At 63.1% G+C, this 24802-nt stretch carries 19 protein-coding genes; all 19 read left to right on the forward strand.

Annotated features, from left to right (window positions below; genetic code table 11):
• Positions 1-65 precede the first annotated feature (65 nt).
• Complete coding sequence (locus tag GLS_RS00890) at positions 66-2051, forward strand: peptidoglycan D,D-transpeptidase FtsI family protein (protein ID WP_041110599.1); 1986 nt, start codon at positions 66-68, stop codon at positions 2049-2051.
• 8 nt (positions 2052-2059) lie between these two features.
• Complete coding sequence (locus GLS_RS00895; RefSeq protein WP_041110601.1) at positions 2060-3520, forward strand: UDP-N-acetylmuramoyl-L-alanyl-D-glutamate--2,6-diaminopimelate ligase; 1461 nt, start codon at positions 2060-2062, stop codon at positions 3518-3520.
• The gene (locus GLS_RS00900) at positions 3517-4890 is read left to right on the forward strand and encodes a UDP-N-acetylmuramoyl-tripeptide--D-alanyl-D-alanine ligase (RefSeq protein WP_041110603.1); all 1374 of its coding nucleotides are present in this window, start codon (positions 3517-3519) and stop codon (positions 4888-4890) included. Before GLS_RS00895 ends, GLS_RS00900 begins: the two co-directional genes overlap by 4 nt.
• A complete protein-coding gene (gene mraY / locus GLS_RS00905) occupies positions 4890-5981 on the forward strand; it encodes a phospho-N-acetylmuramoyl-pentapeptide-transferase (protein ID WP_011251751.1) in 1092 nt (363 codons plus the stop codon). The genes GLS_RS00900 and mraY overlap by 1 nt, the downstream gene beginning before the upstream one ends.
• Complete coding sequence (murD, locus tag GLS_RS00910) at positions 5978-7324, forward strand: UDP-N-acetylmuramoyl-L-alanine--D-glutamate ligase (protein ID WP_041110605.1); 1347 nt, start codon at positions 5978-5980, stop codon at positions 7322-7324. Before mraY ends, murD begins: the two co-directional genes overlap by 4 nt.
• 4 nt (positions 7325-7328) lie before the next feature.
• Entirely contained in the window at positions 7329-8522 is a 1194-nt protein-coding gene (locus GLS_RS00915; protein ID WP_041110607.1) for an FtsW/RodA/SpoVE family cell cycle protein, read from the forward strand.
• Positions 8519-9616 (forward strand): undecaprenyldiphospho-muramoylpentapeptide beta-N-acetylglucosaminyltransferase, encoded by a 1098-nt coding sequence (gene murG, locus GLS_RS00920; RefSeq protein WP_041110609.1) that lies wholly within the window; start codon positions 8519-8521, stop codon positions 9614-9616. The genes GLS_RS00915 and murG overlap by 4 nt, the downstream gene beginning before the upstream one ends.
• 38 nt (positions 9617-9654) lie before the next feature.
• Positions 9655-11088, forward strand: a complete 1434-nt coding sequence (murC, locus tag GLS_RS00925) for a UDP-N-acetylmuramate--L-alanine ligase (protein ID WP_041110611.1) — start codon at positions 9655-9657, stop codon at positions 11086-11088.
• A complete protein-coding gene (murB, locus tag GLS_RS00930) occupies positions 11085-12005 on the forward strand; it encodes a UDP-N-acetylmuramate dehydrogenase (RefSeq protein WP_041110613.1) in 921 nt (306 codons plus the stop codon). Before murC ends, murB begins: the two co-directional genes overlap by 4 nt.
• A complete protein-coding gene (locus GLS_RS00935; RefSeq protein WP_041110614.1) occupies positions 12002-12913 on the forward strand; it encodes a D-alanine--D-alanine ligase in 912 nt (303 codons plus the stop codon). Before murB ends, GLS_RS00935 begins: the two co-directional genes overlap by 4 nt.
• On the forward strand, positions 12913-13848 hold the full coding sequence (locus GLS_RS00940; protein ID WP_041110615.1) for a cell division protein FtsQ/DivIB: 936 nt from the start codon (positions 12913-12915) through the stop codon (positions 13846-13848). Before GLS_RS00935 ends, GLS_RS00940 begins: the two co-directional genes overlap by 1 nt.
• Positions 13845-15242: a cell division protein FtsA gene (gene ftsA, locus GLS_RS00945; RefSeq protein WP_041110616.1), complete on the forward strand. Its 1398-nt coding sequence runs from the start codon at positions 13845-13847 to the stop codon at positions 15240-15242. Before GLS_RS00940 ends, ftsA begins: the two co-directional genes overlap by 4 nt.
• Positions 15243-15299: 57 nt before the next feature.
• Positions 15300-16832 (forward strand): cell division protein FtsZ, encoded by a 1533-nt coding sequence (gene ftsZ, locus GLS_RS00950; RefSeq protein ID WP_041110618.1) that lies wholly within the window; start codon positions 15300-15302, stop codon positions 16830-16832.
• Positions 16833-16948: 116 nt separating this feature from the next.
• Positions 16949-17980: a UDP-3-O-acyl-N-acetylglucosamine deacetylase gene (gene lpxC, locus GLS_RS00955; protein ID WP_041110621.1), complete on the forward strand. Its 1032-nt coding sequence runs from the start codon at positions 16949-16951 to the stop codon at positions 17978-17980.
• Between the two features lie 107 nt (positions 17981-18087).
• Positions 18088-18948, forward strand: coding sequence for an outer membrane protein assembly factor BamD (locus GLS_RS00960; RefSeq protein WP_226986660.1), 861 nt, complete (start codon positions 18088-18090; stop codon positions 18946-18948).
• A gap of 45 nt (positions 18949-18993) precedes the next feature.
• Positions 18994-20715, forward strand: a complete 1722-nt coding sequence (gene recN, locus GLS_RS00965) for a DNA repair protein RecN (protein WP_041110623.1) — start codon at positions 18994-18996, stop codon at positions 20713-20715.
• Complete coding sequence (gene ligA / locus GLS_RS00970; protein ID WP_041110625.1) at positions 20712-22763, forward strand: NAD-dependent DNA ligase LigA; 2052 nt, start codon at positions 20712-20714, stop codon at positions 22761-22763. Before recN ends, ligA begins: the two co-directional genes overlap by 4 nt.
• Before the next feature lie 70 nt (positions 22764-22833).
• Complete coding sequence (locus GLS_RS00975) at positions 22834-24183, forward strand: hemolysin family protein (protein WP_041110627.1); 1350 nt, start codon at positions 22834-22836, stop codon at positions 24181-24183.
• A 36-nt stretch (positions 24184-24219) separates the two neighbouring features.
• A complete protein-coding gene (locus tag GLS_RS00980; protein WP_041110630.1) occupies positions 24220-24792 on the forward strand; it encodes a nicotinamidase in 573 nt (190 codons plus the stop codon).
• The last annotated feature ends 10 nt before the right edge of the window (positions 24793-24802 follow it).

A 24802-nucleotide genomic window follows, 5' to 3' on the forward strand; every position in this document is an offset into this window, starting at 1 on the left:
AACCGCTCGTTCAGCATTCTCGGATAGCTTAGGGCGAGCCCTTCAACAGGACGCACCCCCGCACGATGCCCCAGGACGTGCCACCTTCTTCCGGTTCACAGCGCCCCGAGCGTCCGGATGTGCCGTCAGGGCGTTTCCGGCGGGGCGGCACGCCGCGGGGGTTCCGCAGGCTGAATCTTGACCAGATGCACGGACGCCTGCTCGGCGTCGGGATGGGATTTCTCGCGATTTATGGCGCCGTGGCGCTCAAGGCGACCGTCGCCACCGTCCTGATGCCGATGGAGCCGGAAAAGCGCCAGATCGCGCCTCAGGTTCCGGAAATCCCCAAGAGCGATCCGCGCGGGGAAATGTCGGGCGATTTCGTTCTGCCAACCGTCAAGCGCGCGACCATTACCGATCGCACGGGTCAGGTTCTGGCGCTCTCGCTGCCTGTCGCGCAGGTCTATGCCAACCCGATGGAGCTGATTGACCCGGCGGATGCCGCCGACAAGCTCCGCAAGGTCCTGCCGCAGCTCGACCGGGACGAGACGATCCGCCGCCTGTCGCTGAAAAAGCAGTTCGTCTATCTGGCGCGCGACATTTCGCCTGTTCAGGAAATCGCCATCAACAATCTGGGCATTCCGGGCATTTATTTCGAAGCAGGCGAACGCCGCCATTATCCGCTGGGCCGCACGGCCGCGCAGATCATGGGCAGCGTCGATATCGACGATCACGGCATTGCAGGCGTGGAGCGGTATTTCGACAAGCGCCTGAACTCCGACCGCACACCGCTGCGCCTGTCGCTGGACGTGCGCGTGCAGACCGTGGCGCATGACGAGCTTCAGGCGGCGAAGGACGAGTTCTCGGCGATCGGTGCCAGCGCCATCGTCATGGACGTCCGCACGGGCGAGATCCTGGCCATGGTCAGCCTGCCCGATTACGACGCCAACGATTTTGGCCACGCGCCCAACGACGCCCGCTTCAACCGGGCCGTTACCGGCATGTACGAACCGGGTTCGACCTTCAAGCTTCAGACGGCGGCAATGGGCCTGCAACTCGGGATCGTCCATCTGTGGGACCGCTTCTCGACCATTCCCATCAAGGTCGGCCGCTTCACCATCCGCGACATGAAGACCGACCATTTCGCTCCCTGGCTCTCCCTGCCCGGCGTTCTGGCCTATTCGTCCAACCCGGCAGCGGCGCATATCGCGCTTGATGTCGGCGCGACACGTCAGCAGGACTGGCTGCGGAACATGGGCTTTTTCAACCGTGTTCCGGTCGAACTGCCCGAAGCCGGTCGCCCGCTCGTTCCCGCCTCGCGCAACTGGGGCATTTCCACGGTCATGACGGTCGGGTTCGGTCACGGTGTTGCCGAACCGCCGCTGGCCATCGTGCGCGGCACGGCAGCGACCGTGAACGGTGGTATCCTGCTCAAGCCGACCCTCGTGGCACGCGATACCGAGGACGACAGCAAACCGGCACCGGACGCCGATGCGGCCCAGGTCCGACCCGTAGCCTATCGGCCGGGCGCTGACAGTGACGAGATCGGAGCCGAAACGCCGGTGGGTACGCGCGTCCTGTCCGAGCAGACCTCAGCGCTTCTGCGTAAACTGCTGCGCCTCGACGTCACGATGGGCAGCGGCAAATCCGCCGAAGTGCCGGGCTATTATGTCGGCGGCAAGACCGGCACGGCAGAAAAGATCGGCGCGCATGGCGGCTACCTGAAGCACGTCAACGTCTCGGCCTTCACCAGCGTGTTCCCGATGAACAACCCGCATTACGCCGTCTATGTGATGCTCGACAGCCCGCAGGGCACGGCCGCGACGCATGGCTGGACGACGGCTGCCTGGAACGCCGCGCCGACCGTCAAGAAGATCATTTCGCGTGTCGGCCCGATCCTGAACCAGTTCCCCGATCTGGCGAACAAGGATGCGATTGACGCGTCGCTGGCCATTCCGATGAACCCGCCCGTTCCCCCCGGATACCGTGCCCTTGGCCCCGGCAACGATCCAGGCGATCCGCGCAATCAGGCCCATGCCTCCAAGACCCCGACCTCCCGAACACAGCACTGAACCGTTTGATGCGCCTCTCCCAGCTCTTCGCCCTTTGCGGCACGTCGCAGTCCCTGACAGACGATCCCGACATTCTGGCCGTGACCGCCGACAGCCGCCGGGCCGGCCCGGGGACGCTCTTCTTTGCCCTGCGCGGCGCAAAACAGGACGGAAGCGCCTTCATCCCGCAGGCCGTATCGCAGGGGGCCCCAGCCGTGATCGTGGATCAGGAAACCGCGCACCCGGATAGCGCAGTTCCCGTGATCGTACGGCCCGATGCCAAGCATCTGCTCGCCTGCATGGCGTCCGCACTTGCCGGTCCGCAGCCCTCCTGCATCGCGGCGATCACGGGGACGAACGGCAAAAGCAGCACGGCCGATTTCCTGCGCCAGCTCTGGATCCTTCAGGGAAACCGGGCGGCAAGCCTTGGAACGCTGGGTCTCATTTCCGATACGGATGTCCCGGCTCCGCCAAGCCTGACGACGCCGGACCCCGTATCGCTGTCCCAGACCCTGGCCGCGCTGGCCCGCAACGGCGTGGAGCATGTCGCCCTCGAAGCCTCGTCGCACGGACTGGAGCAGCATCGGCTGGACGGCGTCACTTTGACGGCGGCAGGTTTCTCCAATCTGACGCGCGACCATCTCGATTATCACCTGACGCTGGAAGCCTATCGCACGGCAAAATTGCGCCTGTTTGATGAGGTGCTTCCCACGGGGGGCATCGCGGCGGTCAATGCAGACATGGACAGCGAGACGTTTTCGGCTCTTCAGAACATTGCAGCCCGTCGGAGCCTGAAACTCCGCAGCGTCGGGCGCAATGGCACCACGCTGCGACTGATCGAAGCCCGTCCCACGCCGTCAGGGCAGATCCTGCGTCTCGCACTGCATGGTGAGGAACTGCCCGAAATCTCCCTTTCGCTTCCCGGGCGCTTCCAGGCCGACAACGTGATGCTGGCAGCAGCCATGTGCTGGAAAGATGACGCCGATGCCCGGCAGGTTGTAGCCCTTCTGCCGCGCCTGACGGGTGTACACGGCCGGTGCGAGCGGGCTGTTGCATTGCCCAACGGTGCTGCCGCCTATGTCGATTATGCCCACACCCCCGATGCGCTCGACTGCGTCCTCTCCAGCCTGCGACCGCATACGGCAGGGCGTCTGGTCGTGGTCTTCGGCGCGGGTGGGGACCGTGACCGCGGCAAGCGCCCGCTCATGGGGGCCGTTGCTGCGCGGATGGCTGATCTGGCGATCGTGACGGACGACAATCCCCGCACGGAAGAGCCCGCTTCCATCCGCTCCGAAATTAAGGCTGCTTGTCCGGACGCGCTCGAAATCGCGGATCGTCGCAGCGCCATCGCAGCGGGACTTGAGGCCCTGAAGCCCGGCGATATCCTTGTCGTGGCCGGCAAGGGACATGAGCAGGGTCAGATCGTTGGCACGGAAATTCTTCCCTTCGATGACCGTCTCGTTATTCGTGAACTGGCAGGTGTGGCATGAGCGTTCTGTGGAACAGTGCGGACCTTCGGGCCGCGACAGGCGGAACACTGAACGCGGACGTTCAAGTCACAGGCATCTCAATCGACACCCGAACGCTGGCCCCGGGCGACCTCTTCATCGCGCTGCGAGGCGAGACGAGCGACGGTCACGCCCATGTGCAGCAGGCTCTGGAGAAGGGCGCAGCCTGCGCCCTTGTGCATGACACGGCTGGTCTGGACGATCCGCGTCTCCTGATCGTCCCTGACACCATGACTGCCCTTGTGGATCTGGGCCGTTATGCGCGCACGCGCTTTCGCGGAAAAGTCATCGCCATCACCGGAAGTGTCGGCAAGACGACGACCAAGGACATGCTGAAAGTCGCACTGTCCGCCATCGGCCCGACGCACGCTGCGGTCGCCTCCTACAACAATCACTGGGGCGTGCCCCTGACGCTGGCCCGGCTGCCGCAGGACGCCCGGTTCTGCATCAGCGAAATCGGCATGAACCATATCGGGGAAATTGCTCCTCTCGCTGCTCAGGTCCGGCCCGATGTGGCTATCATCACCACGATCGGCACAGCACATCTCGGCCATATGGGCAGCATCGAGGCGATTGCGCAGGAAAAATCCGACCTGTTCGGCGCGCTTGCGGACAAGGGGACCGCCATCGTCCCCGACGACGCAGCCGGTCAGGAGCATTTCCAGACAGCCCTACCCGCAGGATGTGCCCTGTGGCGTTCGGGCTTCTCCGAGACGGCACAGCTCCAGATCGAAAATCTGTACTGCTCGGCAGAAGGCAGCCATTTTGCGCTACATCTGCCATCTGGCATCCAAAATGTGACGCTGACGGCGCCGGGAGAGCATCTCGCCCGCAATGCCGCTCTGGCCCTCGGCGCAGTTGCGGCCCTTGGCGAAGACGTCGCTGTCGCAGCCACCGCACTCCAGAACTTCGTGCCGGGTGCAGGACGTGGACAGATGCGCACGATCCTGAACGACGTGCGCCTTCTGGACGAAAGCTATAATGCGTCCACGCCCAGCGTCCGCGCGGCACTGGCAACCCTCGCGCTGCTTCCGGCCCAGCGGCACATCGCGGCCCTCGGGGACATCCGCGAACTCGGCACCTTCGCCGATGCCGAACACCGTTCGCTCGCAGACGCCGTTCAGAACGCCAAAGCCATCGCCTTCTGCTGCGGCCCCCATATGCGCGCACTCTATGATGCGCTCCCATCGGAGCTTCAGGGAGGATACGCCGCTGATGCCGCGTCTCTGGCTCCGCTGCTCCTCAAAGCCCTTCGCCCCGGTGATCTCCTGCTCGTGAAAGGCAGCTTCGGCAGCCGGATGCGTGACGTGATCTCAGTCCTCGACAACGCTTCCAGCCCGGTTTCTGCCTGATGCTTTTCAATCTCATCGCCGCCCATGACACGTCCCATGGCGGGTTCTTCAACCTGTTCCATTACCTGACGTTCCGTTCGGGCTGCGCCTGCCTGACGGCGCTGGTCATCTCCCTGGCACTGGGCAACCCCTTCATCGCGCAGCTCAAGCGCATCCAGCGCGAAGGCCAGCCGATCCGCACCGTCGGCCCCGAACGGCACATTCTGGAAAAGGCTGGCACCCCCACGATGGGCGGGATGCTGATCCTGATTGCGCTGTTCTCCGCCACGCTGCTCTGGGCAGACCTGACAAACGGGTTTGTCTGGGCGGTCATGCTGACGACGGCAGCCTTTGGGGCCGTCGGTTTTGCCGATGATTACCTGAAGCTCTCCAAACGCAACACGACCGGCGTGTCCAAGCGCACCCGGCTGGGCTGCGAGTTTCTGGCGTCGCTGATCGCCGGCATCTGGCTCCAGTCCCTGACGCCGCCGGAACTGCGCAATATGGTCGCCTTTCCGTTCGTCAAGGATGTGCTCCTTCCGCTGGGCTATGCCTTCCCGATCTTTGCGATGATCACCATCACGGGCTTCGGCAACGCCGTGAACTTCACGGACGGCCTTGACGGTCTGGCTATCGTCCCAGTCGTGATCGCGGCACTGGTCTTCGCCCTGATCTCCTATCTGGTCGGCAATCACGTCTTCGCCGATTACCTGCAGCTCCATCCCGTTCCGGGTACGGGCGAACTCGCAGTGTTCTGCGCGGCCCTGATCGGCGCAGGCCTCGGATTCCTGTGGTTCAACGCTCCGCCAGCCGCCGTCTTCATGGGCGATACCGGCTCCCTGTCCCTCGGCGGGGCTCTCGGAGCCGTGGCCGTCGCCACCAAGCATGAACTCGTCCTGTGCATCGTGGGCGGCGTTTTCGTTGCCGAAACCCTGTCGGTCGTGATCCAGATCTTCTGGTTCAAGCGGACGGGCCGGCGCGTGTTCCTGATGGCACCGCTGCACCACCACTTTGAGAAAAAGGGATGGCAGGAGCCGAAAATCGTGATCCGGTTCTGGATCGTCTCCATCGTGCTGGGCCTGTGCGGTCTGGCGACGCTGAAACTGCGATGAGCGGCTTTCCGTCCGACCTCCTCGCAGGCGAGCGTTATGCCGTCTGCGGTCTGGGGCGCAATGGCACAGCCGTTGTGCAGGCGCTGCTCGGGATGGGCGCAGAGGTTCAGGCCTGGGATGACCGCAATGCCGATCTTCCCGCGCAGCCGAACCTGACGGTTGCTCCTCTGACCGACCTGTCCGGCATGACAGCCCTGATTTTGTCCCCCGGCATTCCTCATCTGCTCCCCAAGGTCCATCCCGTCGCGGACCTCGCCCGGGCACAGGGGATCCAGATCCTGTCCGATGCCGAGATCCTGTATCGCGCCGTCCGTAAGTCTGGCTCAAAAGCCGCGTTCATCGCCGTCACCGGAACGAACGGAAAATCGACGACGACGGCGCTGATCGCCCATCTTTTTACGACGGCCGGACGTCCCTGCGCGGCGGGTGGCAATCTGGGCACGGCATCGCTGGCATTGCCGCTCCTGCCCGATGACGGCGTCTACGTCATCGAAATGTCGTCCTACATGCTCGAACGGCTGGATCGCTTCCACGCGAACGCCGCCTGCCTGCTGAACCTGACCCCCGACCATCTGGACCGGCATGGCGACATGGCGGGCTATGCCGCCGCCAAAGCGCATGTCTTCGATAATATGGGCCCGGACGATCTGGCCGTGATCGGTATGGATGATGACTGGTGCCGCGCCATCGCCTCACAGGTCGCATCACGCGGCGTACAGGTCGTTGAACTGGACGCAGACGCCCTGCCACCTTACGACGGCCCGGCTCTTCCCGGACGGCATAATGCCCAGAATGTCGGCGCGGCCCTGGTCATCGCGAGCCATCTCGGCCTTGATGAGGCGGCAATCCGGACCGGCCTGAAATCATTCCCCGGCCTGGAGCATCGCCTGCAGAAAGTGGCGGAATACGATGGCGTCTCTTTCATCAACGACAGCAAGGCCACGAACGCCGAGGCCGTCTCCAAGGCTCTCGCCGCCTACGACAAAGTCATGTGGATTGCGGGCGGCGTTGCAAAAGCCGGCGGTATCGAAAGCCTCGCGCCCTTTTTCGGGCACATCGCACAGGTTTTTCTGATCGGACAGGATGCGAACGTTCTGGCCGCAACACTGGAAACGCATGGCGTACCCTTTCAGCAGTGCGGAACGCTGGAAAAGGCTGTTCCGGCAGCGTTCGAAGCCGCTCTCGACGAAAACATTCCCGTCGTCCTGCTGTCACCGGCCTGTGCAAGTTTTGATCAATTTCGCAGTTTCGAGGATCGAGGTTCACACTTCCTTCAGATTTGCGATAATATCGTAAAATCAGGCCATTCGGGCACCAACCCCACGCAGAAACAGGAGGATTGACACCATGTCGGGACTGTCCCGTGTCGATACTTCTGCGGTGGCCCGCTGGTGGCGGAACCTGGACCGTGTGACGCTGGCCTGCGTCGGCCTGCTGATCGGTCTGGGCTATGTCCTGATGCTGGCGGCCAGTCCTGCGGTAGCCTCGCGTATCGGCGCCTCGCGCAACATGTTCATTCTCAAGCAGGTAATCTTTCTGGCGCTGGCCGGAGCGATCGTGCTTGGAACGTCCTATCTGTCCCGACAGGCCATCAAGAAACTCGCGATTATCGGCGGCATCATAGCGCTCGGTGCCACGGCCATGACGCTGGTGCACGGCATGGAAATCAAGGGCGCGCGCCGCTGGATTGCGCTGCCGATGATGTCTGTCCAGCCTTCGGAGTTCCTCAAACCCTGCTTTGCGGTCGTGACCGGCTGGCTGCTCTCGGCACGGCGTTCCGTCGTGATGTGGGGCAATATCGCGTTCCCCGGCATGCTGATTGCCTTCCTGTGCTTCGGGGTCATTCTGGTCCTGCTGAAATCCCAGCCCGACATCGGAATGCTGTCCGTCATCACGATGGTCTTCATGACACAGTTGTTCGTGGACGGTCTCAAACTCTACTGGGTTGGCCTGTGCGTTGCGGGCATGGCGGGTGCCTTTGCGGTCGCCTATATCGTCTTTCCGCACGTGCAGTCCCGCGTGCAGCGCTTCCTGCATCCTGATGTCGGTGACCACTACCAGATTGACACCGCATTGCGGGCGTTCGGAAATGGCGGCCTGCTGGGCCGCGGGCCTGGCGAAGGCCGAGTGAAGGATCTGCTGCCTGACGCCCATGCCGACTTCGTCTTTGCGGTCGCAGGAGAGGAATATGGCCTGATCCTGTGCATCGGGATCATCCTGCTGTTCGGGATCATCGTCCTGCGCACCCTGCTCAAGCTGATGCACGAGGATGACCCGTTCGTTATCGTGTCCGCTGCAGGGCTGGTGACGGGGTTTGGCCTTCAGGCCTTCGTCAACATGGGTTCGACATTGCATCTGATCCCGACAAAGGGCATGACCCTGCCCTTCATTTCCTATGGCGGCAGTTCGGCAATGTCGGTGGCCCTGACCATGGGTATGGTTCTGGCGCTGACACGTCATCACGTCGGCCAGAGCCGGATTGGTCAGAGAACCTCTGCGCCTTACGGCCAGGGACCACTGTTTGAGAGGAACGCGCCGTGAGCCGCCCCATCGTTATCGCCGCCGGTGGCACGGGCGGACATTTCTTCCCGGCCGAAGCCGTCGCAACCGTGCTTGCGGAACGGGGTCACGACCTTGTCCTGATGACGGACGCCCGGCATGGACGCCGCGAAACCGGCCTGTTCAAGGACCGCCCGCAATATGTGCTGGACGGCGCGGGCGTTGCTGGCAAGGGTCTTGGCGGGAAAGTCCGTGGCGTGCTGGCCCTGCTGCGTGGCATGATGGACGCGCGCCGTATCCTCGCTTCGCTTGATGCCGCGGCGGTGGTAGGTTTCGGCGGCTATCCGTCCATCCCGCCCCTGACCGCGTCACGCCTTCTGCCTTCCGCAAAGCGCCCGCAGATGGTCATTCATGAAGGCAACGCCGTGCTTGGGCAGGCCAATGCCTTCCTGTCCCGCTTTTCTCCGCTGATCGCCACGTCCTACGCGAAGGTCGCCCGTCTTCCTGAGAATGCCCGGACAACCCTGACCGGCATGCCCGTCCGTGAAGGCATCGAGGCCCTGTTCGGTCATGTCTATGCCCCGCCCGAAGACAGGATCAATCTTCTGGTCTGGGGTGGCTCCCTGGGCGCACGCGTATTCTCCGACATCGTGCCACAGGCGCTGGCCGCCCTTCCCGAAGAAGTCCGCAAACGCCTGAAAGTCACGCAGCAGATCAAGGCCGATGATCTGGAGCGCGTCCGCGCCATCTACGAAAATGCGAGGATCGAAGTCGAGGCTGCCCCCTTCTTCACGGATGTCCCGGCCTGTCTGAAAAACGCCCATCTCGTGATCGGACGCGCAGGCGGTTCTTCGGTTGCGGAACTGGCGATGGCCGGTCTGCCGTCCATTCTGGTGCCGCTGCCCATCGCCGCGTCCGATGAACAGGGTGCTAATGGTCAGGCGCTCGTGGATGCCGGTGCAGCCTGGATGATCCGACAGCCCGATTTCACGTCCGCAGCCCTGACGGCTCTGCTGACAGACCTGTTTTCCCATCCAGAAAAGCTCGAAAACGCAGCAAAAGCCGCTCATCTGTGTGCGCGCCCTCATGCTGCCGCAAAAGTCGCTGATCTGATTGAATCCGCCCTGCGGTCCTGATCCCTGTTTTCTCGTTCCTGCCCAAGAGTACCTGCCCCATGCGCGCCCTGCCCCTGAACATCGGAACCATTCACTTCGTCGGTATCGGCGGCATCGGCATGTCCGGCATCGCCGAGGTCCTGCACATGCTGGGCTACAAGGTGCAGGGTTCCGATATCGCCGAGGGCGCCAATGTGCAGCGCCTGCGCCAGTCGGGGATTGTCGTGCATATTGGCCATGACGCCTCCAATCTGGGCGATGCACAGGTTGTCGTGACCTCCACGGCCGTGAAAAAAGACAACCCGGAAGTCGTGGCCGCCCGCGCCAAGCTCATTCCGGTCGTGCGACGCGCGGAAATGCTGGCCGAACTGATGCGCCTGCGCTGGTCCGTCGCCATCGGTGGCACGCATGGCAAGACGACGACCACCAGCCTCGTGGCCTGCGTGCTCGAGCATGCGCGTCTGGACCCGACCGTCATCAATGGTGGCATCATCGAGGCTTACGGTACCAATACGCGTATGGGCTCGGGCGACTGGATGGTCGTAGAGGCTGATGAAAGCGACGGCTCCTTCCTGCGCCTGCCAGCCGTCATCGCAGTCGTGACGAACATGGATCCGGAGCATCTGGATCACTGGGGCACGGAAGAGGCCATGCAGGCTGGCTACGACCAGTTCGTCTCGAACATTCCGTTCTACGGTTTTGCGGTCCTGTGCGTGGATCACCCACAGGTGCAGCAGATGATCCCGCGCCTGTCCGATCATCGCGTCATCACCTACGGTTTCAGCCCGCAGGCCGATATCCGCGCCGAGAAAGTCGTCATGGATAAGCGGGGGGCCACGTTCGAAGTCGTGGTCACCAATCGCCAGCGCAACCGCTCGCGCCGCGCGGGGCCGTTCCGCCTGCCGATGCTCGGACACCACAACGTCCTGAACTCGCTCGCGGCCATCGCCGTCGCACTTGAAATGGAAATCAGTGATTCCGTAATCGCGTCCGCGCTGACGACGTTCAAGGGCGTCAAACGCCGCTTCACCCGCACGGGAGAATATAACGGCATTTCCATCATCGACGATTATGGCCATCACCCGGTTGAAATCGCCGCCGTGCTCAAAGCCGCGCGTCAGGCCGGTGCGCGCAACGTCATCGCCGTCATGCAGCCGCACCGCTATTCGCGCCTGAAAGTCCTGTTCAACGAGTTCTGCACCTGCATGAACGATGCCGACACGGTCATCGTGGCCGACGTCTATGCCGCGGGCGAAACGCCGATCGAGGGTGCGGGCCGCGATGCGCTCGTTGAAGGCCTGCGCGACCGCGGTCACCGCTCCGTCGTGCCGCTCCCCGATCCGGCTCATCTGGCGGAAATGATCAACGCCATCGCCAAGCCGGGCGATTACGTCGTCTGCCTCGGCGCCGGCACCATCACCCAGTGGGCGCAGGCCCTCCCTGCCCAGCTCGAAGCCCTGAACCGCCAGCCCGCAACCGAAGGCGCGGCATGACGGGTAGCAGCGATTTTCCCGTCAGAGGCCTGCGCGGCAGACTGACCCCGAACGCCCCGCTCGGTCCCCGCGCCTGGTTCCGCGTGGGCGGCCCGGCGGACTGGCTGTTCGTCCCCGAAGACCAGGATGATCTGGCCCTTTTCCTGCGCGAAAAGCCAGCCACCATGCCGGTTACGGTTCTGGGCGCGTGCTCGAACGTCATCATCCGCGACGGTGGCATTGCCGGTACGGTCATCCGTCTGGCGCGCGGCTTCGCGGACATCACCGTTCAGGACAACAGCCTGATCGTGGGCGCGGCAGCCCTCGACATCACCGTGGCCGAACATGCCGCCGCTGCCGGTCTGGCAGGGCTGGAGTTCCTGGCTGGCATTCCGGGCTCGATCGGCGGCGCCGTCCGCATGAACGCTGGCGCCTACGGATCGGATATCAATGCCGTTCTCGAATGGGCAGACATCCTGACGGCTGAAGGCGAACTCCGTCGCCTGTCCCATGACGAGCTCGGTTTTGCCTATCGTCATTCGGCGCTTCCCGAAGGCAGCGTGGTGATCCGCGCCAGCCTGCGCGGCACACCGGACAACGCAGAAGCCATCCGCAGCCGCATCGCGGACATCAGGGCCTCGCGTGAGGCCTCGCAGCCCGTGCGGGCACGAACCGGAGGCTCCACCTTCCGCAACCCCGATGGCCACAAGGCGTGGCAGCTCATTGACGAAGCCGGATGCCGTGGTCTTCAGATCGGGGATGCGCAGGTCAGCGAAAAACACTGCAATTTCCTGCTCAATCTGGGACAGGCCAGCAGCACGGATCTGGAAACGCTGGGCGAAACCGTACGCGAAAAAGTGCTGGCACAGAGCGGCGTGGACCTGCATTGGGAAATCAAACGGATCGGACGTCAGTCCGAAGGAGAACAGACGGTATGAAGGTCGCAGTCCTGTTGGGGGGAACATCCAGTGAGCGGCCTGTCAGTCTCGTCAGTGGCGAGGCCGCGATCGAGGCGCTGCGCGAAAAGGGACATGACGTCACCCCGATCGATGTCGGCCCGGATATCGCAATGACCATCGCCAGCCTGAAAGCCGCCGCACCGGACGTCGTTTTCAATGCCCTGCATGGCCCGCGCGGCGAAGACGGTGCCATTCAGGGCGTTCTGGAATGGCTTGGGCTGCCCTATACCCATTCCGGCATCCGCGCTTCGGCCGTGGCAATGGACAAGGGTGCGACCCGTATCCTTCTGGCCGCCGCCGGTCTGCCCGTGGCGCAGGGACGCGTCGTAACGGTGGATGAACTGGCCGAAGCCGATCCGCTCCCCACACCTTACGTCATCAAGCCCGTCGCCGAAGGCTCCTCCGTCGGTGTGGAGATCGTGCGGACGGGAGACAACCGTCGCGCCGAAATCGCGCGGACCTGGCGTTTCGGTAAAGACGCGCTGGTCGAGAGCTTCATTCCCGGCCGCGAGCTGACCGCAGGCGTCATGGGAGACCGGGCTCTGGCCGTTACGGACATCCTGCCCAGCGAAACGGCCGCGTTTTATGATTTCGAGGCCAAATATAAGGCTGGCGGCTCGCGGCACGTGGTCCCTGCGGAGCTTCCGCAGGCCGTGACGGACCGTGCACTCGATTACGCCCTGCGCGCCCATCAGACGCTGGGCTGTCAGGGGGCCAGCCGCACGGATTTCCGCTACGATGAGGACACCGACACGCTGGTCATCCTTGAGGTCAACACACAGCCCGGCATGACGCCGACATCCCTGCTGCCGGAGCAGGCCGCCTATTGCGGGATTTCCTATCCGGAACTGTGTGACTGGATGGTCCGGGAGGCACTGGCGCGCTGATGCGGGAGGATCCGTCCTTTCAGAGAGACGATTTTGTCCGGGAGCGTTTTTCCGGGGCCCTCCCGCCCCAGGAAGACCGCCCCTCGCGGGCAAAGCTGTTCTGGCGCCGGCAACGGCGGCTGGTCCGGCCTGCGATCGTATTTCTGGTTGTGATGGGAATTGCCGGAGCGGGCATTCGCCTTCTGTATGACGCGGCCTCCGAAGAGCGCTTCGCCCCGCTACGGGCACGGCTGGTCGAAATGGAGCCGCTGCCCATCCGCCACATCGTCATCAACGGTCGCGGCATGACCAGCGAAGCCTCGATCCAGGAAGCGCTGGGCACATCCGTCGGGCGTCCCATTTTCGGATTTTCTGTTGAAGCCGCCCGTCAACGGCTGGATGAACTGCCGTTCATCGACCACGCAACGGTCGAACGGCACATGCCCGATACCGTCATCATCACGCTTGTGGAGCGCACGCCGATCGCCGTCTGGCAGGATCGCGGGCATTTCATGCTCATCAACCGGGCGGGAGAGGAAGTCTCCGATCAGGGCCTGACCGGGAAAAATGCACAGGCTTTTCTGCAACTGCCCCTCGTGGTGGGGGAAGGTGCAAATACGGCAGCCGCCAGTGTGATCGACGCCCTGAACAAGGAGCCGCTGGTCAAAAGCCAGGTCACGGCCCTGATCCGCGTGGGCAACCGGCGCTGGAATGCCACGCTCAAGGATGGAACGACCGTCATGCTGCCTGAAGGCGAGGAAGCCGCGGCATTCACCCGTCTGGCCCGCTACCAGCAGAGCATGCGCCTGCTGGAACGGCCGGTCCAGTCGATCGATCTGCGCCTTCCGGACCGGATGGTCGTCCACCAGCCGCCTCAGGCAGCTCCGCCCCCGGATGGCGCAAAACCTGATCCCTCCTCACCGACACCACCAGCAGACAGCACGAAGCAGCCATGAACGACCACAACTCCATGTCAGATCTTCCGGCATTCCGGCGCCGGGGCGGTCTCAGGGGCCGGTCCCTCATCCCTGTCGGTGGCGAACGTGACGTCAGCGTCAACCGCGTCCCGCGTGACATCCTGCCGCTTCCCCCCGAAGACACCCAGCGGAACATCAGCTGGCGTCCGGGCATTTTCGGTGCGCTGGACATCGGCACGACGAAAATGACCTGCCTGATCGGCAAGGGCGAACCGGACGGATCCATTCAGGTTCTGGGTCATGGTTGGCGCCGTTCCCACGGCATCCGTTCGGGCTCGATCGTTGATATCCGCGAGGCCGAAGCTGCAATTCGTGCCACCGTCGGACAGGCTGAGGAAGCTGCCGAGCGGCGCATGGACTCGCTCGTCGTCAACCTGTCCTGCGGCCGCCCGCTGAGCCGTCTGGTTGACGCGCAGATCCCCATCGGGGGCCGCGAAGTTACCGCCGGTGACGTGCAGCGCCTGATCGCCGAAGGACAGGCCCGTGCCTGGATGGAAGGCCGCGAAGTCATCCATACGCTCCCCATCGGATATGTTGTGGATTCCATTCCCGGAATCGCAGACCCGATCGGGCATCAGTGCGAAGAACTGGCCACCCGGATGCATGTCGTGGACATGAATTCCAGCGCCTTGCGCACTCTGGATGCCGTCCTGCAGCACGCCGAACTGAAGCTGGACGGGCTGGTCGCGAGTCCCTTTGCCTCCGGCGTGTCAGTTCTGGCCGCCGAAGAGCGCGAACTGGGTGTGACCGTCGTGGAAATGGGTGGCGGCACGACGTCACTGGCCGTTTTCTGTGAAGGTAAGCTGCTCCACACGGCCCAGATCCGGGTTGGCGGCCTGCATGTCACGCGCGACATTGCCGGCGTGCTCTCAACCTCTCTGGAAACGGCCGAACGCCTCAAGACAATGTATGGCGCCGCCCAGATGGGGTCGGACGACCAGCGGGAAATCCTTTCGGTGCCGCTGATCGGCGAGAACAGCGACCGGCTGGTCCGCCTTCAGCGCTCCAAGGTCATTTCCGTCATCCAGCCCCGGATCGAGGAAACGCTCGAACTCGTGCGGCAGTCGCTCGATAATGCGGGACTGGGGCGCCTCGCCAATGGTCGGGTCGTGCTGACCGGTGGTGCATCGCTGCTTGAGGGAATCGTGCCCGTCGCAACGCGTATTCTTGGCCGGCCTGTCCGGATGGGAAAACCCCAGAACATTTACGGCCTGCCCGAGACAGCCGCGGCTTCGGCAGGATTTTCAACCGCTGCGGGGCTTCTGGCCTGGGCAGCGGGTGCGGATCGGGATTTCGGAGATATTTCCATTCCTGAACCCAAACCTCGCGGACTTGTTAAACGTCTCGTAGGCTTCATACGCAACAATGTGTAGTCTACTACAGATCACAACGCCCACACCTGTCGCTTTCATGAAGTTCCGGACCAGATCATGACGCTGAACCTTACTCCTACTCCCAATTCCCACGTTGAGCTGGCGCCACGGATTACCGTGATCGGCGTTGGTGGCGGCGGCACGAATGCCGTCGACAACATGATCGCGTCTGAACTCAAGGGCGTGGAATTCGTCGTTGCCAACACCGACGCCCAGCAGCTTGCCCACTCCAAGGCCGAACGCCGCGTCCAGCTTGGCCCCCATCTGACGCGCGGTCTGGGTGCAGGTGCAAAGCCGGAAATCGGTCGCGAAGCTGCCGAAGAAGCCGCACAGGAAATCGACCGTCAGCTCGAAGGCGCGAATCTGGTCTTCATCACGGCTGGCATGGGCGGCGGTACTGGCACGGGTGCGGCTCCGGTCATCGCGCGTATGGCGCGTGAGCGCGGCGTCCTGACGGTCGGCGTTGTTTCCAAGCCCTTCAATTTTGAAGGCCGCCGTCGTACGACTGCCGCAGAGAACGGCATTGCCGAACTGCAGAAACACGTCGATACGCTGATCGTCATCCCGAACCAGAACCTGTTCAATTCGGCAACGCAGAACACGACGTTCCGCGAAGCCTTCCGGATGGCCGACAATGTCCTGAACATGGGCGTGCGCGGCATTACGGACCTCATGGTCTCCCCGGGCCTCATCAATCTCGACTTCGCGGACGTCAAGGCCGTGATGGAAGAGATGGGCAAAGCCATGATGGGGACAGGCGAAGCCTCCAGCGAGGAAGATGCGGAAGACCGTGCCGTGCTCGCAGCCGAGCGCGCGATCTCCAACCCGCTGCTGGAAGACGCGTCCATGGCGGGTGCGCGTGGCCTGCTCATCAACATCACCGGCGGCGAAGACCTGACGCTGTACGAAGTCAACGCTGCTGCGGACCGTATCCGTGAGGAAGTGGCCGACGACGCCAACATCATCTTCGGCGCGCTGATCGACGAAAAGCTGAACGGTCGTGTCCGCGTGTCCGTCGTTGCAACCGGCATCGACACACAGCCGCGTCAGGATCCTTCGGCTCCGAGCGCGGAAACCCGTCAGGCCGCTGCGCCGCAGACGAACGCCGGAACGGCAGCTCCGCGCGAAAACGCCGGGACCCGCGCGGCAGCGTCCTCGTTCCAGCCGGGTTCAACCTATGCCGGGGGACCGCCGCGCCCGAATTTCGCGATTGATCCCCAGCAGCAGCCGGCCCAGAACACAGCCCCGCAGCCGCAGCAGGAAGCCCCGGCGACCCAGCCTGCGGCCACTGAAACCCAAGCGCCCCGTCAGGAAAACACCCACCAGCCTTCCCCCCGGGCCGGTCTGTTCTCCGATCCGTCCCGCCATGCCCCGCCGCCGCAGCACGAAGCGCCGCGGAGCCTGTTCGGCATGGTCACAGGCGCTTTCCGCAGCCGCCCGCCCCAGCCGCAGCAGCCCCCGCAGACCACCCAGCGGACGGAGCCCAGCACCCGCGACGGATACCCCCAGCAGGCACCGCAGCAGCAGGAACAGCCTTCCGGTAATGCTGACGATTCCAACCTGGATATTCCGACCTACCTGCGCCGCTGATCGTCTTTCCCCCTCATGCACACCATGAGGGGGAAATATCCGGCAACAATCGTTGACTGGAACTGACGCCCGGTATCTGTTTTCTAGTCCCCGGAATCAGATTTTTCGGAGGCTTTATGCAGGTTACGCCAACGCATGGCGGCAGCACGGCGAAAGGCGTTGAGGCAGGACAGCCGGAAACGGTTTCTGCCCTCGATGGAACGCCTTCCCGCCCGGAGCGCGGCAGCTCGAAAAACCTGCAGACAACCCTTGCCAACCCCATTCACTGTCAGGGCATCGCCCTGCACAGTGGCGTAACCGTCGATCTGGTTCTCTCCCCCGCCCCCGCGGATACCGGCGTCAGGTTCCAGCGTTCAGACATCGAGGGCTCCCCCTCCTTTCCCGCGCTCTACGACCATATCGTGGACACCCGCCTCTCAACGGTTGTCGGCTGCCCCACCGATCCCTCCCTGCGTGTTGCCACGATCGAGCACCTCATGGCGGCCCTCAACGCCTGCGAGATCGACAATATCCTCGTGACGGTCAGTGGCCCCGAACTGCCCGTTCTCGACGGTGCGTCAGATGCTTTTGCCTTCCTGATCCGCTGCGCCGGCCGCAAAACGCTGGACAAGCCCCGTCAGGTCATCGAGATCCTGCGCAATGTCCGGGTCGAAGGCGAGAACGGTGCCTTCGCCGAACTGCGCCCCGCCCAGCGCGGACTCTCCCTGGCCATTTCACTGAGCTTCCCTGCGCAGGCCATCGGAAACCAGCGCTACGCCATCCAGCTTGATGAACGTCGCTTCATGGAAGAACTTGCGTTCTGCCGCACCTTCGTCAACCGCAAGGACATCGAGTATCTGCAGAGTATCGGACTGGCACGCGGTGGCTCCCTGGAAACGGCGGTCGTCGTGGATGGAGAAAATATCCTCAATCCGGCAGGCCTGAAAATCGAGCGCGAGTTCGCCCGCCACAAACTACTTGATGCGATTGGCGATCTCTATTGCGCCGGCCACCGGATGCAGGCCGGATTTATTGGTCACAAATCCGGTCATGCGCTCAATAACAGGCTTCTGCGGGCAGTTTTTTCCGATACTGCCAACTGGCGTTTCGTCCCAACGGGCTCGTCGCGAGCCGTCCCCAAGGCCCTGCGCGCGCGCGTTGCTGCCTGAGACACATGGCAGGTCTTTCGTCAGCGCGTTCCCGTGATATAAGACGGGCTTCCACGGGAAGAGCAGGTATGACAAGCAGCACTCAGCGTCATTTTGAAGCATCGGTCATGAATGGTGGTTTCATTCTGAGAGCTGCGGCTGTCAGCGGGTTTCTGCTGCTTTCCGGCTGTTCGCTGTTCTCGCACCAGCATGAAAAGCCCGCGATTCCCAAAACTGCCGATGCCGAGACCCTGTACAATTACGGGATCGATGCCCTGCACACGGGCCATTACGAGCTGGCCGGCGGCGAATTCGAACTGCTGCAGCAGAACTACCCCTATTCCGGCTTCACGGGTAATGCCGAGCTGATGGAAGGGTATGCCTACTACCTTCAGGGCGAATACGCGCTTTCGGTCCAGCAGCTCGAACGCTATCTCCAGCTGCACCCGACCAGCCCGGACGCGGCTTACGCCTTCTATCTGCGCGCGCTCTGCTATTACGAGCAGATCGCAAACGTCGAGCGTGACCAGCAGGGCACCGTTGAAGCCCTTGATGCGCTGGAAGAGGTCATCACCCGCTTCCCGCAGACATCCTACGCCCGTGACGCCCAGCTGAAGATCGATCTGTGCCGTGACCATCTGGCCGGCAAGGAAATGCTGGTCGGCCGCTGGTACCAGCAGCAGCGCAACTATGAAGCCGCCATGACCCGCTACCAGCGCGTCGTGCAGGACTACCAGACGACCAACCACGTCGCTGAAGCGCTCGAGCGTCTCGTGGAGGTCTATCTGGCTCTTGGCCTAAAGGATCAGGCGCACCAGACGGCCGCCGTTCTGGGCTATAACTATCCCGACAGCCAGTGGTATCGTTATGCCTATAATGATCTTCGGGAAAACCACCTGCTCAAGAGCGACCTCAAAAAGCCGGTCATTCACCCGGAACAGCAGGCTCACCGTGGCTTCTTCTCCCGCGTCTGGCACAGCGTCTTCTGATATCGTCCCTTTGAAACGGGACGACATGCTCCCAACATTGCTGTCATGCTGACACATCTCTCGATCCGCGACGTCGTTCTGATCGAAAAGCTCGATCTTGGTCTCGCCCCCGGTCTGACGGTCCTGACCGGCGAGACCGGAGCCGGCAAGTCCATCCTGCTCGACAGTCTGGGACTGGCCCTCGGGGAGCGTGCCAGCGGTGGTCTCGTCCGCTCGGGAGCCACCCAGGCCAGCGTGTCGGCCATTTTCGAAATCGCCGCCGACCACCCCGTTTTCGCCCTGCTCGACGAACACGGCATCGTTCGCGAAGACCCGTCAGATCCTGTCGTCCTGCGACGCATCGTCACCCCCGATGCCCGTTCCCGCGCCTATATCTGCGACCAGCCGGTCGGCGTCGGCCTGCTCCGGCGTATCGGTGCCCATCTCGTGGAAATCCAGGGCCAGCACGAACAGATGGGCCTGGCCGACCAGAGTACCCATCTCGATCTGCTGGATGCCTTCGGGATCGCCCCCTCCCTGCGGGAAAAAACGGCTCAAACCTTCCGGCAGTGGGCCGCAGCCCGCAGCGCCCTGAAAGCGGCGCGGAACGACATGGAAGCCGCAGCCCGCGAGGAAGAATGGCTGCGTCAGACAGTCGATGATCTGGAGCGTCTGGCCCCTCAGGAAGGCGAAGAGGATACTCTCGCGGCAACACGCGTCAGTCTCCAGCGCGATGAGCGGCGCGGCGAAGCCGTTGCCGCCGCACTCTCGGAACTGACCCCGCGAGACCGCCGCTCTTCCGCCCCTGCTGCTGCCCTGCGCTCGGCCAGCCGCGCCCTTGCCCGACTTCTGCCCGCCCCTACGGAGACGGAAACGCTTTCCGACAGCCACCAGACACAGGCGCAGGACGCGCTCGACGCCCTCGGAAAAGCTGAAGAAGCCCTGGCCGAAGCTGAAATGCTGCTGAGCCGTCTGGCTGCCGATACGGAAGGTGACCCCCGCCTTCTGGAAGAAACGGAAGAGCGGCTTTTCGCGCTTCGTGCCGAGGCCCGCAAACACAACGTCTCCGTTGCAGAACTTCCCGGTTTTCTTGCCGAGCTGAAAAGACGGCTCGCGGCCCTCGATTCCGGCAATGCTGAACTGGCGCGTCTGGAAACGGCCCTGACCGAAGCGCGCCTCGCTTATGAAGATGCGGCCCGCACGCTTTCTGCGGCCCGGAAAAAAGCCGCCGAGAAGCTGGAAAAGGCCGTCAGTGCCGAGCTGCGCCCCGTCAAGCTGGAGCGCGCCCGCTTCATCGTCTCGCTCCTGCCGCTTGAGCCCGACCACTGGAACAGTCAGGGCATGGAACAGGCCTCCTTCCTGATCGCCGCCAACCCCGGACAGTCTCCCGGCCCTCTCGCCAAGGTGGCCTCCGGCGGTGAGCTGTCGCGTCTCATGCTTGCGCTGAAAGTGGTGCTGGCGGAACGCTCCGATGTCGGGACGCTGGTGTTCGATGAAGTCGATTCCGGCGTTGGTGGTGCCACGGCATCCTCGATCGGGGACCGGCTGCACAAGGTTGCGCAGGACGTACAGGTTCTGGTCGTCACCCACAGTCCGCAGGTCGCGGCGCGCGGCGACCATCATCTGCGCATCGCCAAACGCGTCCGCAATGACCGCACCGAGACCCTGGCCGAACCCCTGCCCCATGACGCCCGGCGCGAGGAAATCGCCCGGATGCTTGCGGGCGACATCATTACAGACGCAGCCCGAGGGGCTGCCGACAGCCTTCTGGGACATCAGATTTCATGACAACCGCCCCTGTTTCTGCCGCCGAGCGTCACGCTGCACTCGAAGCGGACCTCGCGCGGTGGGACGAGGCGTATCACGGACGCGACGAGCCGGAAGTTTCCGATGCCGTCTATGATGCTGCACGTCGTGAGCTTCTGGCGCTGGAAGAAGCATATCCGGATCTCCGCTCCCAAGAGGGAGCCAGCCAGCGCGTCGGCGCCACACCCGATTCCGCTTTCGGCAAATATCGCCATCTCGTCCCCATGCTGTCGCTCGACAATGTCTTCGATCCGGAAGGATTCGATGGCTTTGTCTCGCGTGTGGGCCGCTTTCTCGGCCTGGACGAGGACGGACTTCAGGCGCTCCAGTTCGTGGCCGAGCCCAAGATCGACGGACTCTCCATCAGCCTGACCTACGAGCACGGGCGTTTCGTGCGCGGGACCACGCGCGGAGACGGCATCGAAGGCGAAGACGTCACGGCCAACCTGCTGACCCTGAAGGATATTCCACGCGAACTGCGCGGCGAAGCACCCGAACGGATTGAAATCCGTGGCGAAGTCTTCCTCTCCAAAAGCAGCTTCCTGACCCTCAACGAGCAGCAGGTCGCACGCGGAGCAAAGCCTTTCGCCAATCCCCGCAACGCCGCAGCGGGGTCCCTGCGCCAGCTTGATGCTGAAATCACCCGCAGCCGTCCGCTGTCCCTCTTCGCCTATGCGCAGGGGTACACGTCCTCGCCGGTTGCAACGACACACTGGGACTATCTGGAAAAACTGCGAAACTGGGGGTTCACGGTCAATCCGCTCTCCCAGATGATTGCCCATGCCCGCGACATCCCGGCCTATGTGGAGAAGCTGGCACGCGAACGCTCGGAGCTGGACTATGACATCGACGGCATCGTCTTCAAACTGGACGATCTGAGCCTTCAGGATCGTCTCGGCTTTGCCGGCCGTGCCCCCCGCTGGGCCATTGCGTGGAAGTTTCCGGCAGAACAGGCCATCACGCGCCTGCGGGAAATCGAGATTCAGGTTGGCCGCACGGGTGCGCTGACACCCGTCGCGCATCTTGAGCCCGTGAATGTCGGCGGCGTCATCGTCTCGCGCGCGACCCTGCACAACGAAGATGAAATCGCCCGCAAGGACGTGCGCGTCGGGGATCTGGTCCGCCTGCAGCGCGCCGGAGACGTGATCCCGCAGATCCTCGGTCCCGTCCCAAGCGAAGAGCCCCGCTCGGAGCCTTTCGTCTATCCCGACCACTGCCCTATCTGCGGATCGCTCGCCGAGCGCGTGCATGGCGAGGCCGTCCGCCGCTGCACAGGTGGCCTGACCTGCGAAGCGCAGATCGTGGAACGCCTGATCCACATGGTGTCACGCAATGCGTTCGACATCGACGGGCTGGGCGAACGCAGCATCCGTGAGTTCTACGACGCGGGCTACATCCGCAGGCCCGGCGACATTTTCCGCCTGCGCCAGCACGAAGAGGCCCTGCTCCAGCGTGACGGCTGGGGACGGCTGTCAGTAGACAACCTCTTCCGCGCCATCGAGGACCGCCGCACCATTCCTCTGTCCCGTCTGATTTTCGGGCTTGGCATCCGGCGGATCGGAGAGCGCAACGCCCAGCTTCTGGCGCGGCATTACCAGACCTTCGAAAACTGGCGCATCGCCATGCTGGCCGCCCGACCGGACTCCGAAGAACGCGCCTCCCTGGGCGCCATCATGGGCGTGGGCGATGCGATCGCCGATGAACTCTCCGCCTTTTTCTCCGAGAGCCACAATATCGAGACACTCGATGATCTGGCGTCGGAGCTGAAAGACATCATTGCCGAAGAGGCCCCCTCGGAAGGGCATCTTTCCGGCAAGGTCATTGTCTTCACCGGCACCCTGACCACCATGAGCCGCCCGGAAGCCAAGGCTATTGCCGAGCGTCTGGGCGCACAGGTGACGGATAGCGTGTCGAAAAAGACCTCTCTGGTCGTGCTGGGCGAAAAGGCTGGTTCCAAGGCCAAAAAAGCCGCTGAACTCGGGATCGAGACTGTTGATGAAAGCGGGTGGCGCGTGCTGGCGGGGCTGTAACAGAACTGCAAAACCGGAACCGTGAGAAAGTTGGTAACATCCCACTTTTTCAGGGTATAACGCCTTCCGCATGTCAGTCTCCCCTTCCTCCCAGCACCAGATCGTTCTTCTCCTGCTGGGCCTTGTCGCCACGGTCGCGCTGATTGGCGTCTCCGTGCTGATCTCGCTGTCCGAAATCTCCTTTGCCGCAGCGCGCGACGTGCGGCTGCGCTCACGGGCGGAAGCGGGCGACCCACGGGCCGTTGCGTTCCTGAAGCTGCGCCGCAACAGCGGTCAGGTCATCACGGTCCTTCAGATCTGCCTCAATGCCGTCGGTGTTCTGGGCGGTATCATCAGCGAATCCATGCTGAGTGACCCCATTGCGGAAGGCTTCCGGGCCTTGGGCACGGGTCCGTCACTTGCCAACAAGCTCGGCTCCGCCTGCTCGTTCATCCTGATCACCGGCCTGTTCGTCCTGTTTGCCGATCTGCTCCCCAAGCGCATCGCGATGAACGCGCCGGACCGGATCGCGCTCAAGGTCGGCTGGTTCCCCGCCGTCGCCCTCAAGGTTCTCTATCCGGCCGTTCTGGTCTTCTCAAAGATTTCCGACTGGCTTCTCAAGCTCCTCAAGATCCCGGCTGCGGCCACCGTAGAGCCCGTAACGCCCGAAGATCTGCGGGCCATTCTTGCGGCAGGAACAGCGTCCGGTGTGCTTCTGGAAGAAGAACACCAGATGATCCAGAACGTTCTGGGCCTTCAGGACCGCGCCGTGACGTCCGCCATGACCCCGCGCGATGAAATCGTGTTCCTCGACGTTCAGGAAAGCCCGGAAAGCCAGCGCGACAAGGTCCGGGTCCGTCCCTATTCGCGCTATCCGCTCTGCGACGGCGGCCTGGACAAGGTCATCGGCTCCATCCGTGCCGAAGACGTGCTGGTCGCTGTCGTGGACGAACCGCAGCCCAAAAGCACCGGTCTGGCCCCCGTGGCCAGCCAGATTTTCAAGATGCGGCGTGACGTTCTGTCCCTGCCCGACACGCTGAACCTGTGGGAAACCCTGGCCCAATTCGAAGCCCACTCCGCCGGCTTCGCGCTGATCGTCAATGAATATGGTCTGGTTGTGGGTCTCATCACCTACAAGGACATCATGGGCGCGCTGATGGACGGTCTGGTCAGCCCGTTCGAAGAGCAGGCCATCGTCCGCCGCGATGATAAATCCTGGCTGATCGACGGCGCCGCCCCCATCGGCGACGTCATCCGCGAACTGGACATTCCCATGTTCGACGATGCCCAGAACTTCGACACGGTTGGCGGCTTCGTCATGAACCGTCTGCGCCGCATGGCCCGCAAGGCGGACAGTGTGCAGTCTTCGGGCTTCCGCTTCGAAGTCGTTGACGTGGAAGGCTTCAGAATCAACCAGTTGCTGGTCACACGACTGAACTGACTTCCAGTCCTTAGCGGAGACTGCTTAGATCATCCCATGACCGATCTCAGCCGCTCCGCTCTCATCCTTGTCGATATCCAGAATGACTTCCTGCCCGGCGGGGCTCTGGCCGTTCCGGACGGAGACGGTATTCTTGAAGCCGTCAATGCGCTTGCCAGACATTCGTTCAGGGCAGTCATTGCGACACAGGACTGGCATCCTCCCCGGCACTGTTCCTTCAGCACGCAGGGCGGCCGCTGGCCCGTTCACTGTGTTGCCGGAACTCATGGCGCGGATTTCCCGCAAACGCTCCTGCCGGAGCCGGTGACGCATATCATCCGCAAGGGCGTGCTCCAGGAACGGGACAGCTATTCAGGCTTTCTCGATAATGACCGTGCAACCTCGACCGGGCTGGATGGGTTATTGAAGGGGCTGGACATAGAGCACGTCGTGATCTGCGGCCTCGCCCTTGATTACTGCGTGACGGCCACTGTGCTGGATGCCGTGCAGTGCGGCTATCGCACAGAAGTGGTTCCACAAGCCTGCCGGGGTATCGCACCAGACCCCGGCGATGCTCTGAAAAAACTTGAAAAACAGGGTGTTCTGCTCAAAAGCCTGAACACTTTCTGAAGGTCGGAAT

This window comes from Gluconobacter oxydans DSM 3504, from assembly GCF_000583855.1.
GTDB lineage: Bacteria > Pseudomonadota > Alphaproteobacteria > Acetobacterales > Acetobacteraceae > Gluconobacter > Gluconobacter oxydans.